Source organism: Simplicispira piscis (genome assembly GCF_054783455.1).
The window spans coordinates 1-20,358 of sequence record NZ_BAAGQN010000013.1 but is presented as its reverse complement, the minus strand read 5'-3'; the positions used below and the strand labels follow the sequence as shown (position 1 = coordinate 20,358).

The window sequence follows — 20,358 nt, the reverse complement described above, 5'->3', positions numbered from 1 at the left end:
GCTCAAACCACAGCGCCACCACCAGCCCCATCGCACCGCCTACCAGCCACTGCGCCGCCGACGCCATGGCGGGTGGCGGGAGCGACAGCCTGCGCGACGCATACGAGCCGAGGCTCCAGCACAGCGGCGCGCCAAAAGCCAACAGCGCGCCCCAGCCGGAGGTTGAGAAATCGCCCTCCAGCGCCAGCAGCAATGCCCCCACCACGCCCAGCGCCAGCCCGGCCCAGCTGGTGGCAGGCACTTTTTCACCCCCCCAGTGCGTCCACAAAGCCAGCCACATGGGCATGGTGGTGACCACGGTGGCCATCAGGCCGGAACCGATGCCCATTTTTTGCGCAAAGCCAATGCAGTTCATGGCCAGGAAGACCATCAACCCTCCCACCACGGCACTGCTGCGCCACTGCGCCCGCGTGGGCAGCGTATGTCCTTGTGCCAGGGCCACCAGCAGCATCACCCCCCCGGCACACAGGAAGCGCGCCGCATTCATCAGCAGCGGCGGCATGGTTTCTAGAGCAATGCCCATGGCAAAGTAAGTGGTTCCCCACACGACATAGACCAGCAGCAGCGCCACGGCCAAAGCCATACCCCGCCGGCTGGCGGCTTGCATATTGAAAATAGACGTCATATTCTCTGCTTTACCGAAAATTTGTTTGAAATTTTGTCAATTTCTGAATTTTTACCGAATACACCCCATGACGCAAGCAAATATTCAGATAGATGACGTTGACTCCAGAATTATTTCGGCCTTAGCGGCAGACGGCCGTCGTTCCTATGCCGACATTGGTGCCGAGGTGGGGCTATCCACCGCTGCCGTGCACGAGCGGGTGAAGAAAATGCTGGAAAAAGGCGTAATCCGCCGCTTTTCCATCAGCGTGGACCCGGACCGCGTAGGGCTGAACTTCACCGCCTTCGTGGCGATCCGCAACGATGGCGGCATCCACTGCCGCGACGTGGCACCGCGCCTGCTGGCCATGCCACAAGTGGAAGAGCTGCACAGCGTGGCAGGCGAATACGATTTTTTGGCCAAAATCCGTACCACCCATGCGCGTGCGCTGGAAGATGTGATCTACCAGATCAAGGCCATCCAGGGCGTGGCCCGCACGACCAGCACCGTCGTGCTGAACACCGAATTTGAAGACCGCCCGCTGGATCTGGGCTGGCTGGCCAAACCGACTGAACCATGAGCACCATCACCATCTACCACAACCCCCGCTGCAGCAATTCCCGCAACACCCTGGCCCTGATCCGCAGCCACGGCATCGAACCCGAGGTCATCGAATACCTGCGCCACCCGCCCAGCCGTGAAACCTTGTTGGCCCTGGTGGCCGCCAGCGGCGGGCCAGTGATCGACCTGGTGCGCAGCAAGGAAGCCGCATTCACCGAACTGCACCTGGACCAGCCCGGCGTGACCGATGCCCAACTCATCGAAGCGATGCTGCAGCACCCCGTACTGATCAACCGCCCCATCGTCGTCTCACCCCGGGGAACGCGGCTGTGCCGCCCGCCGGAGCAGGTGCTCGACCTCCTGCCGCCCGCCACCCCGGGCGCTTAAACTGCCCTTCTAGAGCGTGACGCAGGATCGGCCATGACCGCCCACCCACAGCGCTGGGCCGTGGCATGCCTGGGAACCACCCAGACCCTGGCCTGGGCTTCGTCGTACTACCTGCCCGCCATGCTGGCGGCCCCCATGGCACGCGACCTGGGGGTCAGTACACCGACGGTCTTTGCAGCGTTCTCGCTGGCGCTCGTCGTCTCGGCGCTATTGGGCCCGCTGGCGGGCCACGCAATTGACCGGCATGGCGGCCGCCCGGTGCTGCTGGCTACCAACATGGTGTTTGCGCTGGCGCTGGCAGCCCTGACGCTGGCACAGGGCCCCGTCACCCTGTTTGCAGCCTGGGCGCTGATGGGCATCGCCATGGCACACCCGCTGGGCGCCTTGCTGCTGGTCACGCTGGGCGGGCCTGCGGCGGCGGTTTTCACCGCGCTGCATGGCGCGGGCAATGGCATTCTGACCATTGCCAAGGGCACCCTGCCGCTGGCACTCTTTGGGCCTGCGGGCTATGGCATGCGCCAAGGCTGGCTCATGGCACCAGCGCGCGTGGCGCAGGCTTTTGCCCCACTGCTGTTTGGCCTGCTGCTCGACCGTGCAGGCGCTTCGGCCATCCTGCTGACCGGAGCGCTGGGGCTGACGGTGGTGCTGGCCCTGTGGGCGCTCAAGCGCTCGCCCCCTTGATTTTTACCGACCGATGCCCCTTTCACACCTTGCCCGTTTTTGCGTCTACAGGCCCCTCGCCTTTGCGGGGTTTTTCGTCCTGGCAGGCTGCGCGCATGGCGACAGTGCATTGGCGTACTACTGGCAGTCCGTGCGCGGCCATGTCCAGATCATGCAGGCCGCTCAGCCGCTGGAGGCCTGGATCGCGCGCGACGACCTGGCCCCGGCCCTGCGCGAGCGCCTGCGCCTGGCACAACGTGCCCGGGACTTTGCCGTGACGGAACTGGCCATGCCCGACAACGACAGCTACCGCCGCTACGCCGACCTGCAACGACCAGCCGCTGTCTGGAACGTGGTGGCGGCGCCGCCCTATGCCCTGCAATTGCACACTTGGTGCTTTCCGGTGACGGGCTGCATTGGCTACCGGGGCTACTTCAGCGAAGCCGATGCCCAGGCCGAGGGCGCACGCCTGGCTGCGCAGGGGCTCGAGGTCGAGGTGTATGGCGTGCCTGCCTATTCCACCCTGGGTTACATGAACTGGGCCGGTGGCGACCCGCTGCTGAGCACCTTCATCGGCTGGCCCGAGGGCGACTTCGTGCGCCTGCTGTTCCATGAGCTGGCACACCAGGTGGTGTATGCCAGCGGCGACACGCTGTTCAACGAATCTTTTGCCACGGCTGTGGAGCGCCTGGGCAGCGCCCAATGGCTCGCCACGCAGGCCACGCCCCAGGCCCGCGAGGCCTTTGCCGCCAGCCAAGCGCGGCGCAACCAGTTCCGCGCCCTGACGCGGACGACACGCGCACGTCTGCTCGAAATATACACATCAAATCAGTCTCAAACGCTTGATGAGAAAGCGCTATCAGCTATGAAAACAGAAGCGATGGATGCGTTCCGCAGAGACTATGCCGCACTGCGCAGCCGCTGGAACGCCCCCCCTGCACAACAGGCCGGCTACGACCGATGGGTAGAGCACGCCAACAACGCCAGTTTTGCTGCGCAGGCCGCCTATGACGAATGGGTACCAGCCTTCGAAGCGCTGTTTGAACAGTCGGGACGGCGCTGGCAACCGTTCTATGATGCAGTCAAAGAACTGACTGCATTGGCGCAGCCGGTGCGCGCCGAGCGTCTGCGTGCCCTGTTACCTGTCAACGCCAGCCCCCATTGAGGAGACGCAACATGTCCGTGATCCACATCCACCGCCACCACCACCTGGGCATGCCCGAGGCCCGCAAAATCGCCTTCCTATGGGCCGAACAAGCCGAGGAAAAATTCGACATGGAATGCGCCTACGAAGAAGGCGACACCCAGGACACCGTGTATTTCACCCGTGCCGGCATCAAGGGCACCTTGCAGGTGCTGGGCGACCAGTTTGAGTTCAAGGCCGAGCTGGGTTTTCTGGTCAGCGCTTTCAAGGCCCGCATCGAGACCGAGATTGCCGAGCAGCTCGACACGCTGCTGCACCCGCCCAAGGTCGGCAAGAAAAAGAAACCAGCGGCGCCCAAGGCCTGAGGGCCGGGCAACACCCGCCTGTGCGCACGCAAAAAAGCCCTCTTTCGAGGGCTTTTTTGCGTGCGGCGATCCGCGCGTTGCGAGCGGTCAGCCGCCCTTTTTCGAGCGCTTGCCCGGGTTCTTTTTGCTGCGTGTGGCCACGCCGCGCTCCAGGCTCACGCGCTGGCCACGACCGCTGGTGGGCAGGCTCATGCCTGGCAGCGGCTTGGGCTGGGGGGTGAATTTACGGTCTGCTTCGGTAACGATCTTGTTGCCCATGGCGAAGTCTCTGTCAATGGTTGGAAAACCCATATTAGGCCATAGGCGCGGGGCAAGGCTTCCAAAGGCCCTGCCCGGGCCCTGGCCAGCGATCAGCTCAGTGACTGGATGAGGTCGATGTACTGCTGCTTGGCGGCGTCCAATTCGGTGCCCTTGAGCTTGCTCCAGGCGTCCCACTTGGCACGGCCCACCATGTCGGAAAAGCTGGGTTTCTTCTCAGCGTTGTCACCTGCGGTGCCTTGCTTGTACAGCGCATAGATGCTGAGCAGCGTGGCGTTGTCTGGGCGTTCGCTGAGGTTCTTGGATTGGGCTACGGCAGCTTCGAAAGCGGCGTTGAGATCAGCCATGGTCAGATGCTCCTGGGTTCAGGGGGTGGGAAAAAACGGGGGAGCCAACCCCCTGCAACGATGTATCTTACGGCTACGCTGCGGCCACAATGGCGAAAATCCATAGACGCCCGCCTCCAATGACAACCCTCAGGACCTTCCGCACATGGTGACCCGCATCCCTTCACGCGCCGCCGCAGGCACGCCCGCCGCCCCCACGGATCAGCCCAGCGCCAGCAACGTCGCACGCGACGCCGCCCTGGCCATGCAAAAAACCGTGCGCCGCGCCGCCAGCGGCATGCTGGGCCTGTCGGGCGAGCGCATGAGCAAAGTCGATACCGCCTGGCTGCGCATGGATTCGGACAGCAACCTGATGATGATCAACGGCGTGTGGACCGTCGCGCCCGGCATTTCGCTCCAGGCCCTGCAAGAGCGGGTGCAGCAGCGCCTGCTGCAGTACCCGCGCTTTCGCCAGCGCGTGGTCGAGGACGCCGCAGGCGCCACCTGGGTCGAGGACCAGCGCTTTGACATCGACGCCCATGTGCAGCGCATCACACTGCCCCGGCGCCGGGGGGTCAGCCAGCAGGCAGCGCTGCAAAATTTTGTGGGCGACCTGGCCATGAAACCGCTCGACCCCCGGCGCCCGCTGTGGCACTTTTATCTGGTGGAAGATTTCGTGGGCGACGATGGCCTACCGGGCAGCGCCCTGGTGGTGCGCCTGCACCACTGCATTGCCGATGGCATTGCCCTCATCTCGGTCACCATGTCGCTGGTGGACGGGGGTACAGAGCCCCCCAAACGCCGCAAAAAGACCGCAGCCAACGCCGAGGCCTGGATTGCAGACACGCTGATCAAGCCCTTCACGGGCATGACCGTGAAAGCGCTCGACCTGGTGGGCGAGAGCGCCGCCAAATCGCTGCACATGCTGCTCGACCCCGAAAAGGCCGTGCAGCACGGCCTGGCCGGTTCGATGGATGCGGCCCGCCTGGGCTACCAGCTCCTCAGTGATGCGGCCGCACTGGCCCTCATGCCCGATGACTCCCCCACGCTGCTCAAGGGCATGCCCGGCAACGCCAAGCGCGTGGCCTGGTGCCCGCCACTGCCGCTCGACGAGGTCAAGGCCATCGGCAAGGCGCTGAACTGTTCGGTCAACGACGTGTTGCTGTCCTGCGTGGCCGGCGCCATCGGCAGCTACCTGCGCCGCCACGGCGACGACACCGCGGGCAAAGAAATCCGCGCCATGATCCCGGTGAACCTGCGGCCCATGGAAGAGGCCTGGAAGCTGGGCAACCATTTCGGCCTGGTGCCGCTGGTACTGCCCATCGGCATCACCAACCCGATCGAGCGTGTGTATGCAGTGCGCAGCCGCATGGCCGCGCTCAAGGGCAGCACGCAGCCACTGCTGGCGTTTGGCCTGCTGGCCGTGGCCGGCCTGCTCATCAAGCCGGCGCAGGACGCCCTGCTGGGCCTGTTCAGCCGCAAGACCACGGCCGTAATGACCAACGTGCCCGGCCCGCGCGAACCGCTGGCGCTGTGCGGCTCGCGCGTGACGCAGTGCATGTTCTGGGTGCCCCAGTCGGGCCATGTGGGCCTGGGCGTGTCCATTCTGAGCTACGGCGGCGGCGTGCAGTTTGGGGTCATCACCGACACCCAGCTGTGCCCCGAGCCACAGCAAATCATTGACGCCTTTGCACCTGAATTCGCCGCGCTTTCTACCCTCACGCTGATGCTGCCGTGGGGCGAGGAAGAGTAACAGCCGCGCTCTGCACGGCCCCGGCAGTTGCGCTGCTGCTGGCCTGCAGCATGGCCTTTGCGGAGGTCACGGAAGAACACGCCGAGCAGCCGTACACGGTGGACGTCCCGCCTGGCCAGACACTGCGCCAGGCCCTCAATGCGGCCACCCCCATCCGCGAGGGCGGGCAGCGTTTTCATGGCCATACGCAGTGGAACGTGCACTGGAATTTCTGGTGGAACCGTGATGCGGCCGGGCACTGCCGCATCGCCCGCGTCAGCACACGGCTGTCCACCCGCATCCAAATGCCCGTGCTGCGCACCGCCACCGATGCACAGCAGGCCCGGTTCGCACGCTATGCCCGGGCCTTGCACCAGCACGAGCAGGGCCATGTGCAGTTCGGCCGCCGGGCCGCGCAGTCCATCGACCAGGGCATCGCCGCCCTGTCCGAGGCCCCGGACTGCCCCACTCTGGAGCGGCAAGCCAATGCATTGGGCCACCGCTTGCTGGCCGAACAGGCCACGCTGGAAAAAACCTACGACCGCGACACACGGCATGGTGCAACACAAGGCGCACAGGTTGATTGATGCTATATATTTTATAGCTTATAGCGCTTACCGGATAAGCGCTTGAGCCCTAAAACACTATCAATCAAGCCCCTGCACTGCCTGGAACAAGGCCTGCCGCGCCTGGGCAATGATCTGGCCTTTCCAGGCATCGGTGTCGGTGTAGAAGGCCGCCAGCATCTGCGCCTTGATCTGCGCTGCCAATGCTGTCGGCGCCTCCGGGTGGATGTGAAGCCAATGCTCGGCACGCAGCGCCTGCAGCATGTCCAGAATGGGCAGGGTGCCGTACTCCATGGCAATGCCGGTGTACTGGGCTTGCGGACATTCGTCGTAGATGGCGGTCCACATCAGGCCCGTCAGAAACGCTGAAGTGGACGTTCCATCGTAGAACGAGGTAATGGGTGTCGCTCCGTTGCCCCCCCACCATTGGCGGGCACGCGCAAGGGCGGCAGGATCGTCGCGCCCGGCATAGATGCGCTCGCCATGGCCGCTGGGCCCCAGGCCGGTGTGCAGGTCAATCCAGCCGATGCGCTGGGCCCGGCTTCCATGCTGGCGCAGCACCTGGCGCAGGGTGTGGTTGCTCCAGGTGGGCGCCGTGCCGCCAAAGAACATCCCCTGCGCAAATTCATGCTGCCCCTGCGAGATGGCGGCCTGCCAGGCCGCTTCGCCCCGGGTGGCGATGAACTGCTCCACCGCCGCTACGTTGTCGGCTGCAGGCGGCCAGGTGGACGGCAGCAAAAAGGGCTCGACCTCGCGGTAGGCCTCGTTGACCGGCAAGGGGCGGCTGAAGTCCTGGAAGTTGCGGTTCAAATCCACGTTTTCGTGCGTGGTGCGGCGGGTGTGCGAGAAGCCATAGGGGTTGAGCGCGTGGATATAGAGCACGGCCACGCCGTGCGCGCGCGCTTCTTCGCGCCAAGCGGCATCGTGCAGCGCATAGACCTGCACACCGCTGCCGCAATACCCCTCGACCCCGTGGCAGGCACTGCTGACGATCAGCAGCTTTTCGGCGTCCGGTGGGCCGTCGCGCACAACGTCCATGGCCAGGTCTTCCCCATCACGCCCCTTGAGCGGGTGGGCGTGCGACTCGATCGGCAGCCCAGCGGTGGCCGCGGCCTCCAGAAACTGCACGCGGGCGCGGGCGTAGCTGCCAGCAAAGGCGTCGGTGATCCCGATCATGCGGCGCCCTTAGGCTGGCCCAGCCATTCGTTGGCCAGGCGCACCCAATAGGTGGCGCCCAGCGGGATGAGCGCATCGTTGAAATCGTAGCTGGGGTTGTGCAGCGTGCACGGCCCGCCGCCATGGCCCATGGCGCGGTGGTCGCCGTCGCCGTTGGCAATGAAGCAATAGGCCCCGGGCAGGGCTTGCAGCATGTAGGCAAAGTCTTCGGCGCCCATGGTGGGCTCCTGCGCCAGCACGTTGGCATCGCCCACGATGGAGGCCATCACCTTGCGGGCAAACGCGGCCTCCGCGGGGGCGTTGACGGTGGGCGGGTAGTTGCGCACGAATTCGAATTCGCACTGGGCGTCGTGCGCGGCGCAGGCATGCTGGGCAATCTGGCGCATGCGTTGCTCGATCAGGTCGAGCACCTCCAGAGTGAAGGTGCGCACCGTGCCTTGCAGCTCGCAGCTGTCGGGCACCACGTTGGTGGCTTCGCCTGCGTGGATCATGGTGACCGAAATCACGCCCGCATCCACGGGCTTTTTATTGCGGCTGATGATGGTCTGGAACGACTGCACCATCTGGCAGGCAATCGGCACCGGATCGATGCCCGTGTGCGGCATGGCGGCGTGGCCCCCTTTGCCCCGGATGGTGATCTTGAATTCGTTGGACGAAGCCATCACGGGTCCGGGACTGACCGCAAACTGGCCCACCGCCATGCCTGGCCAGTTGTGCATGCCAAACACGGCCTCCATGGGAAAGCGCTCAAACAAGCCATCCTTGATCATCTCGCGCGCACCACCACCGCCTTCCTCGGCCGGCTGGAAAATCAGGTAGACCGTGCCATCGAAATCACGGTGCTTTGCCAGATGCTGCGCCGCTGCGAGCAGCATGGCGGTGTGCCCGTCGTGGCCGCAGGCGTGCATCTTGCCCGGGTGCTGGCTGGCATGATCGAAGGTGTTGAACTCCTGCATGGGCAGCGCATCCATGTCGGCGCGCAGGCCGATGGCCCGGCCACACGCGCCGCCGTCGCGCCCGTGCACGATACCCACCACCCCGGTGGTTCCCATGCCGCGGTGAATGGGAATGCCCCAGTCGGCCAGGTTTTGCGCCACCAGATCGGCGGTGCGCAATTCCTCGAAGCACAGTTCGGGATGGGCGTGGATGTCGCGGCGCACCGCAGCAATGAGTGCTGCCTGGGCAGCGATGGAGTCGATGACTTTCATGGACGGTAGCTCCTTCTTCGCAACAGTCTACCCATGCCAGGGACGCAGGTGGGCCAGGAGCAAACTCTGCCCAGCACGGCGAATGGTTATCAACCCCCAGCACGGCGACGCCACGGGCCCTTGCCATCACGCGGCAACCGCTGGTTCGCGGTCATCGGCCCGCCAACACCGCGCACCTGCGTCTACAGCGCCTTGCGCAAAGTGGTTGTGGGTATCTTGAGCGCTTCGCGGTATTTGGCCACGGTGCGGCGTGCACACTCGATGCCCTGTTCCTTGAGCATTTCTGCCAACTGGTTGTCGGACAGCGGCTTGGCAGGGTTTTCGGCGGCGACGAACTGCTTGATGAGCGCGCGCACGGCCGTGCTCGACGCATTGCCGCCGGTGTCGGTGCCCAGGCCCGAGCCGAAAAAATACTTGAGCTCGTAAGTGCCCTGCGGCGTGGCCATGTATTTGGCCGTGGTCACGCGCGAGATGGTGGATTCATGCAGGCCCAGCTCGTCGGCGATATCGCGCAACACCAGCGGCCGCATGGCCAGTTCGCCATGCACGAAAAAATTTTTCTGCCGCTCGACGATGGCGCGCGAGACACGCAAGATGGTGTCAAAGCGCTGCTGGATGTTCTTGATGAACCAGCGCGCCTCCTGCAGTCGCTGCTGCAAGGCCTGGTGTCCATCCCCCCCTTTGTGGCCGCGCAGGGCTCCGGCATAGATGTCGTGCACACGCAGGCGCGGCATCACATCGGGGTTGAGCTGCACATTGAACTGCTGGCCACTGCGGCCCACACGGGTCACGAGCACATCGGGAATCACGATGTTGCGCTCCACATCAGCAAAGCGACGCCCGGGGCGCGGTTCGAGCCGGGCGATCAGGGCCATGGCGGCGCGCGTGCGCTCTTCGCTGGTGCCACACAGCGCAACGAGGCGGCGCACATCACGGCGTGCCAGCAACTCCAACGGTTGCCGACAGATGCACAGCGCGTTCTGCACTGTGCTGGGATTTTCAACGCCGTCCTGGAGCAGTGCCTGGAGTTGCAGGGTGAGGCATTCCGCCAGATTGCGCGCCCCCACACCGGAGGGCTCCAGACTTTGCAGCAGCCGCAGCGCCACGGTGAAGCGGTGCACCAGCTCTTCGATCTGCTCCAGATCGCTCTCGCCTGCCAGCCCCAGGGCCAGGGATTCCAGGGAATCCTCCAGATAACCGTCGTCGTTCAACGATTCGATCAGGTATTGCAGCGCAGCCCGGTCCAGTGCCGACAGGCGCAGCGCCAGTGCCTGTCGGTGCAGAAATGCCGTGAGCGACTCATGGCCATGCGCCAAATCGGCAGCGTCGGCTTCGCTGTCGCCATCGCTGCTGCCGTTGTTGCGCGCAGGGGCGTCGCCCCCCCATTCGCCATCGTCTGCGGCCATCTCCGTGGTGCCGTCGCCGCCCCAGTCGGGTTCATCGGAGGCACCCACAGAATCCGCATCATTTCTGCCTTCAAGGCTTGATGTACTTACGCCATCAGCTCCTGAATAAATAGCAACCTCAGCCGCCGCATCGTCCCCTTGTGCTGGTACGTCGGACTGGGCCAGACCGAACTCCTCGCGCGGCGCATCTTCCGTATTGCGTTCGAGGAAAGGGTTTTCATCGAGCATCTGCTCGATTTCCTGCGACAGCTCTTGCGTGGAAAGTTGCAGCAGGCGGATGGATTGCTGCAGCTGCGGCGTCAGTGCCAGATGCTGCGAAACGCGCAGTGAGAGACCGGGCTTCATGAGAGCACTTTCACCCGGGCCAGCAATGGTTTTGCCGCCCGGCCGCCCCAAGGCAAAACGCGACCCCCTTGGGGGGCAGCGACCACACAAAGTGAGGGAGCGTGGGGGCTATGTTTTGCCGCCGGGCCGCCCCCAAGGCAAAACGCGGCCCCCTTGGGGGGCAGTGACCACACGAAGTGAGGGAGCGTGGGGGCCACACTCACATCCGGAAATGCTCGCCCAGGTACACGCGGCGCACCTCGGCGTTGTCCACGATTTCAGACGGCGTGCCCTGGGCCAGCACATTCCCGTCGCTGATGATGAAGGCGTGGTCGCAGATCCCCAGCGTTTCACGCACGTTGTGGTCGGTGATGAGCACGCCAATGCCGCGCTCCTTGAGGAAACCAATGATGCGCTGGATCTCGATCACGGCGATGGGATCAATGCCGGCAAAGGGTTCATCGAGCAGGATGAACCGTGGCTGTGTCGCCAGCGCGCGGGCGATCTCGACGCGGCGGCGCTCGCCACCCGACAGAGCCAGCGCGGGAGAATCGCGCAAATGGTCCACGCGCAGCTCCTGCAGCAACGCGGTGAGACGCTCTTCGATCACGGCTGCAGGCAGCGGTTGGCCCTGGTCATCGCGCTGCAGTTCGAGCACGGCGCGCACGTTTTCCTGCACCGTGAGCTTGCGAAAGATGGAGGCCTCTTGCGGCAGATACGACAGCCCCAGGCGCGAGCGCCGGTGGATGGGCATGTGCGCCACCGACTGGCCGTCGATGCGGATATCGCCCCCATCGCTGCGCACCAGCCCGACGATCATGTAAAACGATGTGGTCTTGCCCGCGCCATTGGGCCCCAGCAGGCCGACCACTTCGCCTTTTTGCACTTCCAGCGAAACGTCTTTGACCACCTTGCGGCTGCCATAAGACTTGGCCAGGTGCAGCACTTCCAGGCGGCTCGTTGGCGCGGCTTGCGCGCCCGCAGGCATCGATGGGGCGCTCACTTGGCACCACCGCCAAGCGTGGTGCTGGAACGCAAGCCCGGCGCCGAAGCTGCAGCCGCTGGCGCCGCGGCCGTGTCAGGCACGACCTCCTTGGGCGACAGCACGGCCCGCACGCGGCCACCACCGGCTGGGTTATCGCCGGTTGTTTTCTGTCCGTCCACGGTGAACACATCGGTCTGGTTGTTGTAGACGATCACGGCACCCGTGATGGCGTCGTTGACCACAGCACCCCGCAGGCGGCGCAGCTCGGCATTGCGCACAAAGCGCACCGTGTCGCTGCGCCCGTCGTACTCGATCACTTCGCCCTCGCCTTCGATGAACTCTTCGGGAGCACCTGGCGCTCCATCGCGCCGCTGGCGGAAGAACGCCCGGCGCCCGGCGTCGGCTGTGACCACGCCGGCTTGGTACCCATCGGCATCTTGCCGCACTTCGAGGCGGGCGCCGCGCAGAACGATGCTGCCCTTGGTCATCACGACACGGCCGGTAAAGACGCTGGTTTGCTTAAGGTCGTCGTGGCGCAGCGCATCGGCCTCGATGTTCATGGGCTTGCTCCGGTCGGCCTTTTCTGCCTGCGCCCCGCCCACCCCAGCCAGCAGGGCCAGAGACGCCAGGGCAGGCACCCAGCGGTGCAGGAGGCGTCCTGCATACCCCCCTGTCAGGTGCCTTGCGCCTACGCCCGGACTGCGGTCGCCCGGAGGAATCGAAGAATGAATGTCCATGCGGCTTTCCAGAGAAGCATACCCTTCCAGGGCACGCGAAATGTGCAGGGCACGAATCTTGCAAGCATTGTAGCCCTGACACTGTTGCGTCATAAACCCGGGACGTAAAAAAGCCCGCCAGGGGCGGGCTTGTGGCACGCAAAGGCCTGCGCACTGTGCAAGCGACGCTGTCTAGCCCTTGGAACCTGCGCCCTTTTGCACCACGCCTGCAAGGTATTCCACTACCTGCAGCACGCCCGAAAGGCTGCCGGCCATGGTGCCGTCGGTGTAGAACCGCCCTGCCACACCCATGGAGGGGACACCCTCGACGCCATAGGCCTCCTGCAACTGTGCAGCGCGGCGCACCTGGCTCGCCACGTTGAAGGAGCCATACATCTCCTTGAACTTTGCGATGTCGATGCCGGGCTGCTTGCCCATCCACTCCAGGATGGCATCTTCCTTCGCAAGGTTCACTTTCTCCACATGGATGGCACGGAACACGCGGGCGTGCAACTCACCCACCTTGCCCATGCCTTCGAGAGCGTAGTACAGCTTTTGCTGGGCTTCAAAGCTCTTGTTGAAAGCGACAGGAACACGGCGCACGGCCAAATTCTTCGCCTGCGCGGACTTTGTCCAGGCCTCCAGGGTGGGCTCAAAGGCATTGCAATGGCCGCAGTTGTACCAAAAGAACTCGATCACCTCGACCTTGCCGGCAGGCGCATCGGTGGCTACCGGCTTACCCAGCTTGGCGTAATCTTTACCCTCCTTGGGCTGCGCGCCCTGGGCCAGCGCAGACAGTGGCAAGGCCGAAGCCACCAGGGCCGTGGCAGTGGTCAGGGAAAACACACGTCGTTTCATTCAATCACTCCTTGTTCTTGGGGTATCTGAGCAGCGGTCTGAGGTAAAGTTCAGCGCTGTACGCGCACCAGGGCGGCCTCAACGCCGGCCCCGGCCAATTTTTCCTTGAGCTGGTCGGCATCATCCCGCTTGACGAACGGGCCCACGCGCACCCGGAAGACATTGCGGCCGTTCTGCTCGCGCTCGCTCACACGCGCCTCCCAGCCCAGCATGGCGAGTTTGGCACGCTGCGCATCGGCATCCTGCTGGGTGCGGAAGGCACCGGCTTGCACGAAGTAGTCAAACGGGTCCACATTGCCCGCCGCCGCAGCCTTGGCAACCGCCAGGTCACCCAGTGGGTCGGCACCCGGCTTGCTCTCCGCCTTGCTGGCTGCAGCCTTGGCAGGCACCGCTGCCGCACGCGCATCGGCAGAAGCCGCAGCGTTGGGTGCAGATGCCACGGGCGCTGGCACTACGGCACGGGTTGGGTTCTTTCCGTACAGCGGAGAATTGGGGTCCCAGTTCTTGTTTTTCTGTGCTTCGGCAGCGTCCTGGTCCACGCCACGGGTACTGCCCTTGTTCAGAAAGGGCACGGGCACCTTGGTCACATAAACCGCCACGGCAAGCGCCACGCCCAGGCCCACGACCAGGCCAAGGATGAAGCCGACAATGGTGCCGCCCTGTTGTTGTTTTTTCATAAGTCAGTTACCGCTCACATTCTGCGGGGGGCCGATACGCCCAACACCGCCAGCCCATTGTGCAATACCTGCGCCGTGGCTGCGACCAAGGCCAAGCGTGCCCGCTTGACGGCCTCATCGTCCACCAGGATGCGCTCGGCATCGTAGTAGCTGTGGTAGCTCGCGGCCAGGTCGCGCAGGTAGAAGGTCACGTCGTGCGGCGCCTCGCCCGCGGTGGCTGCGGTGAGCATCTCGGGGTATTTGGCCAGTTGCAGCATCAGCGCCTGGGCCTGCGGGCCGTCCAGTGGCGAGAGGTCCACGCCCGCCAACGTCGCGACGTCGCCGCCCCAACCTGCCAGCACCGAGCAGATGCGCGCATGGGCGTACTGCACGTAGTACACGGGGTTGTCGTTGTTCTGGGCCACCGCCAAGTCCACATCAAAGGTGTACTCGGTGTCGGGCTTGCGGCTGAGCAGAAAGAAGCGCACCGCATCCTTGCTGGTCCACTCGATCAGGTCGCGCAGCGTGACGTAGCTGCCCGCGCGCTTGCTGATCTTGACCTCTTCGCCGCCCTTGACCACGCGTACCATGGTGTGCAGCACGTAGTCGGGGTAGCCCTGCGGGATACCCACATCGGCCGCCTGCAGGCCCGCGCGCACACGGGCAATGGTGCCGTGGTGGTCGGTACCCTGGATGTTGACAACCTTGGTAAAGCCCCGTTCCCACTTGGCGATGTGGTAGGCCACATCGGGCACGAAGTAGGTGTAGGTGCCGTCCTGCTTGCGCATGACGCGGTCCTTGTCGTCGCCGTAGTCGGTGCTCTTGAGCCACAGCGCGCCGTCCTGCTCGTAGGTCTTGCCGTTGGCGATGAGCTGGTTCACCGTGGCCTCGACGCGGCCGCTGGTGTACAGGCTGGACTCCAGGTAGTACTCGTCGAATTTCAGGTTGAAGGCCTGCAGATCCTTGTCCTGCTCGTTGCGCAGGTAGGCCACGGCGAATTGGCGGATCGATTCGAGGTCTGCCACGTCACCACTGGCGGTGAACGCGCGGTCGTCGGCCTTGACGGTTTTCTTGGCGAGGAAATCGTTGGCGATGTCCTGGATGTAGTCGCCGTTGTAGAAGGCCTTGCTCGCAGGGTTCTCGGGGTCGATGGGCCAGCAGTCGTCACCCGGCTTGAAGCCCTTGGCGCGCAACTGGGTGCTGTGGGTCAGCGTCTGGATCTGCACGCCCGCGTCGTTGTAATAGAACTCGCGGTGCACCTTCCAGCCCTGGGTGGCAAACAGGTTGCAGATCGCATCGCCCAGCGCGGCCTGGCGGCCATGGCCCACATGCAGCGGGCCCGTGGGGTTGGCCGAGACGAATTCGACCAGCACCTGCTGGCCATTGCCAGCTTGATGGCCAAAACGCTCGCCAGCGGCCAGCACCTCGCGCACCACCTCTTGCTTGGCAGCGGGCTGGAGACGGATGTTCAGAAAACCCGGCCCGGCGATTTCAATGGCCTGGACCCAGCGCGCAAAAGCAGGCGTGGCTTCCAGCGCCGCCTTGAGTTGTTCGCCTAAAGCACGCGGGTTGAGTTTGAGCGGCTTGGCCAGCTGCATGGCGGCGGTGCAGGCAAAGTCACCATGGGCCGCCACCTTGGGCGACTCAAAAGCGGCCCGGGCACCGGCACCGGGAGAAAGTTGGTCCAGCTCAGCCGCCAAGGCGGCCAGCAATTCATTTTTGGCAGAAAGCATCAACCGATTTTACGGGGCCGTGGCCGAGCCGCCACGCAGTGGGTCATCCCCGTTGTAGCGTGGCCCGTTGTGTGATGGAATTCCGCAGGGGTTTCCCCTTCCATTTTTTACTGGAGTCACCATGAAACAGCTTCTTTCCCTGGCCGCACTGGGTATGGCACTGGCATTGGGCAGCGCCCATGCCGCTGAAGAGAAAGCGCCGACCAAGCAGCAAACCAAGATGGCCACCTGCAACAAGGAAGCCACGGGCATGAAGGGCGATGAGCGCAAGGCTTTCATGAAGAACTGCCTGAGCAACAAACCCGAAGCAGCGGCAACCCAACAGACCAAAATGAAAACCTGCAACGCCGAAGCCGCAGGCAAAAAGGGTGACGAGCGCAAGGCTTTCATGAGCGAGTGCCTCAAGAAATAAGCGCTACGCTCCCCCACACCACACCCCCGCAGGCCTGGCCTGGCGGGGGTTTTGTCTTTTTCAGCCCCGGGTGCCCACACCCCGCGCCAGGAAGGCCGCCGCCAGCAACAGCAAGCCCAGCAGGTGCGTCTCGATCATGATCCAGCGGCGCGCAGCACGCACTTCGTCCTCGGGCGGCAAGGCCCCCGTGGCCTCTAGCGTGCGGCGCCAGCGCCTAAACGACAGCGTGGGCCGCAGCGACATCAGCCACATGGCGGCAAACAGCCCCAGCTTGGCATGCAACAGCGGCTGGCTCCAGTACCAGCCCACGCCTTTCATGCCCCACCAGGTGCGCGCCAGGCCTGCCAGCAAAACGCAGGCGGCCGCCACCATATAGATCAGGTCCAACCGCACCAGGCGGTGCACCACGGCGGGGTTCATCCATTCCATGCGGCACAGCGCTGCTTCGCTGGCCATGAAGACCACCATGGTCATGATGGCCACCAGATGGAAAAAGGCGAGCAAGGCTTCCAGGGTCATGCGGGGGCTCCGGTTTTCCAGAATTGGGGTTGTTCGTAGTGGTGCTTGAGGTGGTCGATCCACAGCCGCACGCGCAGTGGCAGGTGCTTGCGCTGTGGAAACAGCACAAAAATACCGTTGGGCGGCGCGGCATAGTCTTCCAGTACAGCCACCAGTTGGCCAGAGGCGACTTCGCTCTCGACCTCCCAGGTGCTGCGCCAGGCAATGCCATGGCCTGCCAGGCACCAGTCGTACAGCACCTGGCCGTCCGAGCAGTCCAGCGGCCCGCCCGGCTTGAGGTGTACCACCTCACTACTGCCATCTTCGCCCGGCATGCGAAAGGCCCAACCGCGTGTTTGCGAGGCCTCACTCGACAACGTGAGGCAGTCGTGCTGGGCCAGTTCGGTGGGGTGCTGGGGCGTACCACGGCGCTCCAGATAGCCCGGCGTGGCGACGCACAGGCGCCTGTTGTCGGCAATGCGCACGCTCACCAGCGAGGAGTCGGGCAGGTCGCCCACGCGCACGGCGCAGTCAAAGCCCTCGCCCGCCAGGTCGACCACGCGGTCGCTGAGGTTCAGCGAGATGGTGACATCCGGGTGCAGCGCCCGAAAGCGCGGTACGAGCGGCGCCACATGGCGGCGGCCAAAGCCGGCCGGCGCGGTGACACGCAAATGTCCGCTGGCCTTGACGCCACCGGCCGACACGCTGGCCTCGGCATTGGCCACATCGGACAGCAGGCGCTGGCAGTCCTCCAAGAAAGCACTGCCCTCGTGCGTGAGGCTGATGCGCCGCGTAGTGCGCACCAGCAACTTCACGCCCAGATGCTCCTCCAGCGCATCCAGCCGACGGCCCATGATGGCCGGCGCCACGCCTTCGGCACGCGCTGCGGCCGTGAGGCTGCCGCGCGTAGCGACCGATACAAAGGACTCGAAGGCCTTGAGTTTGTCCATGGGCGCCAATTATGGAGACAAACCCCCAGAACGAATCATGCGCACATCATGTGCAAGGCTTAAGAGATATGGCTCAAATTAGCCTCTAGCGCTTATTCAATAAGCGCTAACAGCTATGTATTCAATAGCATTCGCGGCTGTGACTTCAGAAACGCCTAGTGTCCTGAGTGAAAAGTTGGTTGGAAAAATAAAGATACCGAAATCGTCGTCAGGCAAAGCGCAAACCACAGCATGGCGGTATCGGCGTCTGCCAGCTCCACCGCAATGGATTCGGCAAAGCCAATGCCCACAAAACTGCCCATCGCCACGGCATCTCCAGCCTGTACGGACACATTCCACTCTTACCAATAAGTCACTAGTTTTGAGCTTTTTTGGTTATTTATGCCTATTCATATTTGCAATACAGTGTTGATATGGCCCTTGCCTCGCGCGGGCCGCTGTTTTCATTTCTTTCAAGAAGGCTTTCTCCATGACCGATCGCACCACCGTCCACGGCCTGCAAGTGGCTACTCCCCTGCTCCGCTTCATCGAAGACCAGGTTCTGCCCGGCACCGGCATCGACAAGGCAGTTTTCTGGAAGGGCTTTGACGCCATCGTGACCGACCTGGCGCCGCGCAACCTCGCCCTGCTGGCCGAGCGCGACCGCCTGCAGACTGAGCTGGACACCTGGCACAAGGCCAACCCCGGCCCCATCAAGGACATGGTGGCTTACCGTGGCTTCCTGGAGAAGATCGGTTACCTGGTGCCCCAACCTGCCAACGTGCAGACCACCACGGCCAACGTAGATGACGAACTGGCCGTGCAGGCAGGCCCACAGCTGGTGGTGCCCATCTTGAACGCCCGCTACGCCCTGAATGCCGCCAACGCACGCTGGGGCAGCCTGTACGACGCGCTGTACGGCACGGATGCCATTCCCGAGACCGATGGCGCCGAAAAGGGCCAGGGCTATAACCCCGTGCGTGGCGCCAAGGTGATTGCCTTTGCGCGTGACGTGCTCGACCAGTCGGCCCCCCTGGCCAGCGGCTCGCACAAGGACGCCACCGGCTACCGCGTGGAGAATGGCCAGTTGGTGGTCTCGCTGGCGGGCGGCAGCACCGGTCTGAAAGACCCAGCACAGTTCAAGGGCTACCAGGGCGACGCTACCCAACCCACATCGGTACTGCTGCAGCACAACGGCCTGCACCTGGACATCCAGATCAACCGCAGCACGCCCATTGGCAAATCTGACGCAGCAGGCGTCAGCGATGTGGTGCTGGAAGCGGCCCTGTCTACCATTCTTGATTTGGAGGATTCGGTCGCCGCCGTGGATGCCGAGGACAAGGTGCTGGGTTACCGCAACTGGCTGGGCATCATCCAGGCGACCCTGACCGAACAGGTCGCCAAGGGCGGCAAGACCTTTACCCGCGGCCTGAACCCCGACCGTCTGTACACCGCACCCAATGGCGCCGCCGAGGCCGTGCGCCTGCATGGCCGCTCGCTCATGTTCCTGCGCAACGTGGGCCACCTGATGACCAATCCGGCCATCCTGTACACCGACGCGCAGGGCGTTCAGCGCGAAATCCCCGAAGGCATCATGGATGCCGTGGTCACCACGACCATCGCGCTGCACGACCTGCAGGGCCATGGCAAGGACGGCATCCGCAACTCGCGCAAGGGCAGCGTCTACATCGTCAAGCCCAAGATGCACGGCCCGGCCGAAGTGGGCTTTGCCGCCGAGCTGTTCGGCCGCGTCGAAAAGCTGCTGGGCTTGCCAGACAGCACGGTCAAGCTGGGCATCATGGACGAGGAGCGCCGCACCTCCGTCAACCTCAAGGCCTGCATTGCTGCCGCACTGAGCCGTGTGGCGTTCATCAACACGGGTTTCCTCGACCGCACAGGCGACGAAATGCACACCGCCATGCACGCGGGCCCGATGATCCGCAAGGGCGACATGAAGACCAGCGCCTGGATTGCCGCCTACGAGAAGAACAACGTGCTGGTCGGCCTCTCGTGCGGCCTGCGCGGTAAGGCGCAAATCGGCAAGGGCATGTGGGCCATGCCCGACCTGATGGCCGAAATGCTCAAGCAGAAAATCGCCCACCCCAAAGCTGGCGCCAACACTGCCTGGGTGCCCAGCCCCACTGGTGCAACGTTGCATGCACTGCACTACCACCAGGTCAACGTCAGCGACATCCAGATGGAGCTGGAAAAAACCGACTTCAACGCCGTGCGCGACGACCTGCTGACCGGCCTGCTCACCATTCCCGTTACCGCCAGCCCGAACTGGAGCGACGCCGAAATCCAGCAAGAGCTCGACAACAATGCTCAAGGCATTCTGGGTTACGTGGTGCGCTGGGTGGACCAGGGCGTAGGCTGCTCCAAGGTGCCCGACATCCACAACGTCGGCCTCATGGAAGACCGCGCCACACTGCGCATCAGCAGCCAGCACATGGCCAACTGGCTTTTGCATGGCGTGGTGAGCGAAGGCCGCATCCAGGCGACCTTCCAGCGCATGGCCGCCGTGGTGGACCAGCAAAATGGCAGCGACCCGCTGTACCAACGCATGGCGGGCAACTTCGAGACCAGCATGGCTTACAAGGCCGCGTGCGAACTCGTTTTCAAGGGCCTGGAGCAGCCCAGCGGCTACACCGAGCCCCTGCTGCACGCTTGGCGTCTGAAGGTTAAGGCGGCATCCTAAGCCTCACGAACTATCATGTTGATAGCTTCTAACGCTTGACAGTAAAGCGCTGGAGGCTATTTTTATAGAAAACAAACGGCGCCTTCGGGCCAATGCCAGTCAGTTAAGCCCTGACTGGCATTTTTTTTGTTGGGAACTTGCTGCGAGAGCGCTTGA

At 63.9% G+C, this 20,358-nt stretch carries 23 protein-coding genes; 9 read left to right on the top strand and 14 right to left on the bottom strand.

Going from position 1 to position 20,358, the window contains the following annotated elements; genetic code table 11:
- Positions 1 to 625 (bottom strand): EamA family transporter (locus ACYVOC_RS07485; protein ID WP_461161352.1); only part of this gene is annotated, 625 nt, incomplete at its 3' end.
- Positions 626 to 692: 67 nt separating this feature from the next.
- On the opposite strand from ACYVOC_RS07485, the gene ACYVOC_RS07480 reads away from it, so the two are divergent.
- Genes ACYVOC_RS07480 through ACYVOC_RS07460 form a run of 5 tightly spaced genes read left to right on the top strand, consistent with a single transcriptional unit; the run spans position 693 to position 3,721 of the window.
- A complete protein-coding gene (locus ACYVOC_RS07480) occupies positions 693 to 1,184 on the top strand; it encodes an Lrp/AsnC family transcriptional regulator (protein WP_116005156.1) in 492 nt (163 codons plus the stop codon).
- Positions 1,181 to 1,552, top strand: a complete 372-nt coding sequence (gene arsC, locus ACYVOC_RS07475) for an arsenate reductase (glutaredoxin) (RefSeq protein WP_461161351.1) — start codon at positions 1,181 to 1,183, stop codon at positions 1,550 to 1,552. The genes ACYVOC_RS07480 and arsC overlap by 4 nt, the downstream gene beginning before the upstream one ends.
- A gap of 33 nt (positions 1,553 to 1,585) precedes the next feature.
- Positions 1,586 to 2,233 (top strand): MFS transporter, encoded by a 648-nt coding sequence (locus ACYVOC_RS07470; protein WP_461161350.1) that lies wholly within the window; start codon positions 1,586 to 1,588, stop codon positions 2,231 to 2,233.
- Positions 2,234 to 2,246: 13 nt separating this feature from the next.
- Complete coding sequence (locus ACYVOC_RS07465) at positions 2,247 to 3,377, top strand: aminopeptidase (RefSeq protein ID WP_461161349.1); 1,131 nt, start codon at positions 2,247 to 2,249, stop codon at positions 3,375 to 3,377.
- Between the two features lie 11 nt (positions 3,378 to 3,388).
- On the top strand, positions 3,389 to 3,721 hold the full coding sequence (locus ACYVOC_RS07460) for a polyhydroxyalkanoic acid system family protein (RefSeq protein ID WP_461161348.1): 333 nt from the start codon (positions 3,389 to 3,391) through the stop codon (positions 3,719 to 3,721).
- An 87-nt stretch (positions 3,722 to 3,808) separates the two neighbouring features.
- Here ACYVOC_RS07460 and ACYVOC_RS07455 read toward each other — a convergent pair whose 3' ends face one another.
- Both ACYVOC_RS07455 and ACYVOC_RS07450 read right to left on the bottom strand, forming a co-directional pair.
- Positions 3,809 to 3,979 carry a hypothetical protein gene (locus ACYVOC_RS07455; RefSeq protein ID WP_165829131.1) on the bottom strand — a complete coding sequence of 57 codons (171 nt, stop codon included), beginning with the start codon at positions 3,977 to 3,979 and terminating at the stop codon, positions 3,809 to 3,811.
- A 92-nt stretch (positions 3,980 to 4,071) separates the two neighbouring features.
- Positions 4,072 to 4,326, bottom strand: a complete 255-nt coding sequence (locus ACYVOC_RS07450; RefSeq protein ID WP_461161347.1) for an acyl-CoA-binding protein — start codon at positions 4,324 to 4,326, stop codon at positions 4,072 to 4,074.
- 145 nt (positions 4,327 to 4,471) lie between these two features.
- Here ACYVOC_RS07450 and ACYVOC_RS07445 point away from each other — a divergent pair, with 145 nt between their 5' ends.
- Positions 4,472 to 6,058, top strand: coding sequence for a wax ester/triacylglycerol synthase family O-acyltransferase (locus ACYVOC_RS07445; RefSeq protein ID WP_461161346.1), 1,587 nt, complete (start codon positions 4,472 to 4,474; stop codon positions 6,056 to 6,058).
- A gap of 50 nt (positions 6,059 to 6,108) precedes the next feature.
- Positions 6,109 to 6,624, top strand: coding sequence for a DUF922 domain-containing protein (locus ACYVOC_RS07440; RefSeq protein ID WP_461161345.1), 516 nt, complete (start codon positions 6,109 to 6,111; stop codon positions 6,622 to 6,624).
- A gap of 60 nt (positions 6,625 to 6,684) precedes the next feature.
- On the opposite strand, the gene ACYVOC_RS07435 is transcribed toward ACYVOC_RS07440, so the two are convergent.
- The 8 genes from ACYVOC_RS07435 to argS form a co-directional block, all read right to left on the bottom strand.
- On the bottom strand, positions 6,685 to 7,779 hold the full coding sequence (locus ACYVOC_RS07435; protein ID WP_461161344.1) for a M14 family metallopeptidase: 1,095 nt from the start codon (positions 7,777 to 7,779) through the stop codon (positions 6,685 to 6,687).
- Positions 7,776 to 8,987, bottom strand: a complete 1,212-nt coding sequence (locus tag ACYVOC_RS07430; protein ID WP_116005165.1) for a M20 aminoacylase family protein — start codon at positions 8,985 to 8,987, stop codon at positions 7,776 to 7,778. Before ACYVOC_RS07430 ends, ACYVOC_RS07435 begins: the two co-directional genes overlap by 4 nt.
- Positions 8,988 to 9,169: 182 nt before the next feature.
- On the bottom strand, positions 9,170 to 10,738 hold the full coding sequence (locus tag ACYVOC_RS07425; protein WP_461161343.1) for an RNA polymerase factor sigma-54: 1,569 nt from the start codon (positions 10,736 to 10,738) through the stop codon (positions 9,170 to 9,172).
- 199 nt (positions 10,739 to 10,937) lie between these two features.
- On the bottom strand, positions 10,938 to 11,705 hold the full coding sequence (lptB, locus tag ACYVOC_RS07420) for an LPS export ABC transporter ATP-binding protein (protein WP_116005167.1): 768 nt from the start codon (positions 11,703 to 11,705) through the stop codon (positions 10,938 to 10,940).
- Between the two features lie 11 nt (positions 11,706 to 11,716).
- Positions 11,717 to 12,439 (bottom strand): lipopolysaccharide transport periplasmic protein LptA, encoded by a 723-nt coding sequence (gene lptA / locus ACYVOC_RS07415; protein ID WP_461161342.1) that lies wholly within the window; start codon positions 12,437 to 12,439, stop codon positions 11,717 to 11,719.
- Positions 12,440 to 12,610: 171 nt separating this feature from the next.
- Positions 12,611 to 13,276 carry a thiol:disulfide interchange protein DsbA/DsbL gene (locus ACYVOC_RS07410; protein ID WP_116005168.1) on the bottom strand — a complete coding sequence of 222 codons (666 nt, stop codon included), beginning with the start codon at positions 13,274 to 13,276 and terminating at the stop codon, positions 12,611 to 12,613.
- A 50-nt stretch (positions 13,277 to 13,326) separates the two neighbouring features.
- Positions 13,327 to 13,953: an SPOR domain-containing protein gene (locus tag ACYVOC_RS07405; RefSeq protein WP_116005169.1), complete on the bottom strand. Its 627-nt coding sequence runs from the start codon at positions 13,951 to 13,953 to the stop codon at positions 13,327 to 13,329.
- Between the two features lie 14 nt (positions 13,954 to 13,967).
- The gene (gene argS, locus ACYVOC_RS07400; RefSeq protein ID WP_461161341.1) at positions 13,968 to 15,665 is read right to left on the bottom strand and encodes an arginine--tRNA ligase; all 1,698 of its coding nucleotides are present in this window, start codon (positions 15,663 to 15,665) and stop codon (positions 13,968 to 13,970) included.
- Positions 15,666 to 15,786: 121 nt separating this feature from the next.
- Between argS and ACYVOC_RS07395 the strand changes: the two genes are divergently transcribed.
- Positions 15,787 to 16,077 (top strand): PsiF family protein, encoded by a 291-nt coding sequence (locus tag ACYVOC_RS07395; protein ID WP_116005171.1) that lies wholly within the window; start codon positions 15,787 to 15,789, stop codon positions 16,075 to 16,077.
- Positions 16,078 to 16,137: 60 nt separating this feature from the next.
- Here ACYVOC_RS07395 and ACYVOC_RS07390 read toward each other — a convergent pair whose 3' ends face one another.
- The 3 genes from ACYVOC_RS07390 to ACYVOC_RS07380 form a co-directional block, all read right to left on the bottom strand.
- Complete coding sequence (locus tag ACYVOC_RS07390) at positions 16,138 to 16,596, bottom strand: DUF2214 family protein (protein ID WP_116005172.1); 459 nt, start codon at positions 16,594 to 16,596, stop codon at positions 16,138 to 16,140.
- Positions 16,593 to 17,525: a LysR family transcriptional regulator gene (locus ACYVOC_RS07385; protein ID WP_116005173.1), complete on the bottom strand. Its 933-nt coding sequence runs from the start codon at positions 17,523 to 17,525 to the stop codon at positions 16,593 to 16,595. The genes ACYVOC_RS07390 and ACYVOC_RS07385 overlap by 4 nt, the downstream gene beginning before the upstream one ends.
- Before the next feature lie 155 nt (positions 17,526 to 17,680).
- A complete protein-coding gene (locus tag ACYVOC_RS07380; RefSeq protein WP_158550310.1) occupies positions 17,681 to 17,833 on the bottom strand; it encodes a hypothetical protein in 153 nt (50 codons plus the stop codon).
- A gap of 161 nt (positions 17,834 to 17,994) precedes the next feature.
- Here ACYVOC_RS07380 and ACYVOC_RS07375 point away from each other — a divergent pair, with 161 nt between their 5' ends.
- Positions 17,995 to 20,202 carry a malate synthase G gene (locus tag ACYVOC_RS07375; RefSeq protein ID WP_116005174.1) on the top strand — a complete coding sequence of 736 codons (2,208 nt, stop codon included), beginning with the start codon at positions 17,995 to 17,997 and terminating at the stop codon, positions 20,200 to 20,202.
- Positions 20,203 to 20,358: the final 156 nt, after the last annotated feature.

Excerpts from the sequence above, each read along its gene's own strand:
- ACYVOC_RS07435 (WP_461161344.1), bottom strand. The coding sequence starts at position 7,779 with ATGATCGGGATCACCGACGCCTTTGCTGGCAGCTACGCCCGCGCCCGC.
- lptB (WP_116005167.1), bottom strand. The coding sequence starts at position 11,705 with ATGCCTGCGGGCGCGCAAGCCGCGCCAACGAGCCGCCTGGAAGTGCTG.
- ACYVOC_RS07460 (WP_461161348.1), top strand. The coding sequence starts at position 3,389 with ATGTCCGTGATCCACATCCACCGCCACCACCACCTGGGCATGCCCGAG.
- ACYVOC_RS07405 (WP_116005169.1), bottom strand. The coding sequence starts at position 13,953 with ATGAAAAAACAACAACAGGGCGGCACCATTGTCGGCTTCATCCTTGGC.
- ACYVOC_RS07395 (WP_116005171.1), top strand. The coding sequence starts at position 15,787 with ATGAAACAGCTTCTTTCCCTGGCCGCACTGGGTATGGCACTGGCATTG.
- ACYVOC_RS07445 (WP_461161346.1), top strand. The coding sequence starts at position 4,472 with ATGGTGACCCGCATCCCTTCACGCGCCGCCGCAGGCACGCCCGCCGCC.
- ACYVOC_RS07425 (WP_461161343.1), bottom strand. The coding sequence starts at position 10,738 with ATGAAGCCCGGTCTCTCACTGCGCGTTTCGCAGCATCTGGCACTGACG.
- ACYVOC_RS07385 (WP_116005173.1), bottom strand. The coding sequence starts at position 17,525 with ATGGACAAACTCAAGGCCTTCGAGTCCTTTGTATCGGTCGCTACGCGC.
- ACYVOC_RS07480 (WP_116005156.1), top strand. The coding sequence starts at position 693 with ATGACGCAAGCAAATATTCAGATAGATGACGTTGACTCCAGAATTATT.
- arsC (WP_461161351.1), top strand. The coding sequence starts at position 1,181 with ATGAGCACCATCACCATCTACCACAACCCCCGCTGCAGCAATTCCCGC.
- ACYVOC_RS07465 (WP_461161349.1), top strand. The coding sequence starts at position 2,247 with ATGCCCCTTTCACACCTTGCCCGTTTTTGCGTCTACAGGCCCCTCGCC.
- ACYVOC_RS07390 (WP_116005172.1), bottom strand. The coding sequence starts at position 16,596 with ATGACCCTGGAAGCCTTGCTCGCCTTTTTCCATCTGGTGGCCATCATG.
- lptA (WP_461161342.1), bottom strand. The coding sequence starts at position 12,439 with ATGGACATTCATTCTTCGATTCCTCCGGGCGACCGCAGTCCGGGCGTA.
- ACYVOC_RS07430 (WP_116005165.1), bottom strand. The coding sequence starts at position 8,987 with ATGAAAGTCATCGACTCCATCGCTGCCCAGGCAGCACTCATTGCTGCG.
- ACYVOC_RS07440 (WP_461161345.1), top strand. The coding sequence starts at position 6,109 with ATGGCCTTTGCGGAGGTCACGGAAGAACACGCCGAGCAGCCGTACACG.
- ACYVOC_RS07470 (WP_461161350.1), top strand. The coding sequence starts at position 1,586 with ATGACCGCCCACCCACAGCGCTGGGCCGTGGCATGCCTGGGAACCACC.
- ACYVOC_RS07410 (WP_116005168.1), bottom strand. The coding sequence starts at position 13,276 with ATGAAACGACGTGTGTTTTCCCTGACCACTGCCACGGCCCTGGTGGCT.
- ACYVOC_RS07375 (WP_116005174.1), top strand. The coding sequence starts at position 17,995 with ATGACCGATCGCACCACCGTCCACGGCCTGCAAGTGGCTACTCCCCTG.
- argS (WP_461161341.1), bottom strand. The coding sequence starts at position 15,665 with ATGCTTTCTGCCAAAAATGAATTGCTGGCCGCCTTGGCGGCTGAGCTG.
- ACYVOC_RS07450 (WP_461161347.1), bottom strand. The coding sequence starts at position 4,326 with ATGGCTGATCTCAACGCCGCTTTCGAAGCTGCCGTAGCCCAATCCAAG.
- ACYVOC_RS07455 (WP_165829131.1), bottom strand. The coding sequence starts at position 3,979 with ATGGGCAACAAGATCGTTACCGAAGCAGACCGTAAATTCACCCCCCAG.